This window comes from Streptomyces sp. NPDC005808, from assembly GCF_042871385.1.
Taxonomy (GTDB): domain Bacteria; phylum Actinomycetota; class Actinomycetes; order Streptomycetales; family Streptomycetaceae; genus Streptomyces.
The window spans coordinates 1-1,312 of sequence record NZ_JBIAIK010000051.1; the positions used below are offsets into that span (position 1 = coordinate 1).

A 1,312-nucleotide genomic window follows, 5' to 3' on the forward strand; every position below is an offset into this window, starting at 1 on the left:
GTCGGAGCGGTCGGAGCTTGCTGCGGGGTTCGTGCGTGTCGAGGTGCGTGCGGCGGGGGTGAACTTCCGTGATGTGCTGAACGCGTTGGGGATGTATCCGGGTCCTGAGGTGCCGATGGGTGCCGAGGGTGCGGGTGTGGTGGTGGAGGTCGGTCCGGGTGTGACGGATCTGGCTCCGGGTGACCGGGTGATGGGTCTGTTCTCGGGTTCGTTCGGGCCCAGTGCGGTCACCGAGCGCCGAATGCTCGCCCCGATCCCCGACGACTGGTCATATGCCCAGGCCGCCGCCGTTCCGGCGGTGTACCTCACCGCCTACTACGGTCTCGTCGAACTGGCCGACGTGCAGCCGGGTGAGTCGGTGCTGGTGCACGCGGCGGCCGGTGGTGTGGGTACGGCGGCGGTTCAGCTGGCCCGGCACCTGGGTGCGCAGGTGTACGGCACGGCGAGCCAGGCCAAGTGGCCGGTTCTCGCCGGGCTCGGTATCCCCGCCGAGCGGACCGCCTCCTCCCGCACCCTCGACTTCGCGGAAGTATTCGCCGCCGAGACCGGCGGCCGCGGCGTGGACGTCGTGCTGAACTCGCTGGCCGGGGAGTTCGTGGACGCCTCCCTCGGCCTGCTGGCGCGCGGTGGGCGATTCCTGGAGATGGGCAAGACCGACATCCGGGATGCCGCCGAGGTGGCGCAGCGCCACGAGGGCGTGGAATACAGGGCGTTCGAACTCCTCGACGCGGGCCTGGACCGGATCCAGGAGATGCTGCTGGAGCTCCTGGACCTGTTCCGCCAGGGCGCGCTGGCCCTGCCGCCGACCCGGGCGTGGGACATCCGCCAGGCCCCCGAGGCCCTGCGGTACGTAAGCCAGGCCCGGCACGTGGGCAAGGTCGTGCTGACCATGCCGCGTACGGCCGACCCGGCGGGCACGTACCTCGTCACCGGGGCCACCGGCACCCTGGGCGCACTCGTCGCCCGCCACCTCGTCACCGAACGCGCGGTGCGCAGCCTGCTGCTCCTCAGCCGCAGCGGCACCGCCGCCCCCGGCGCCGGCGAACTCATCGCCGACCTGGAGGCCGCCGGCGCCCGTGTCACCCTCCTCGCCTGCGACGCCGCCGACCGCGACGCCCTCGCCGCCGCCCTGGCCACGATCCCCGCCGAACACCCCCTCACCGGCATCGTCCACACCGCCGGCGTCCTCGACGACGGAGTGATCTCCGAACTCGACGCCGGCCGTATCGACACGGTCCTGCGTCCCAAGGCCGACGCGGCCTGGAACCTCCACGAACTCACCCGCGACCACCACGAACTCGCCGAGTTCGTC

Annotated in this window: 1 protein-coding gene; it reads left to right on the forward strand. The window is 72.2% G+C overall.

The genetic code is table 11. The annotated features are described in order from the left end of the window. A partial coding sequence (locus tag ACFYPC_RS37030; RefSeq protein WP_391891743.1) for an MDR/SDR family oxidoreductase occupies positions 1-1,312 on the forward strand: 1,312 nt, incomplete at both ends.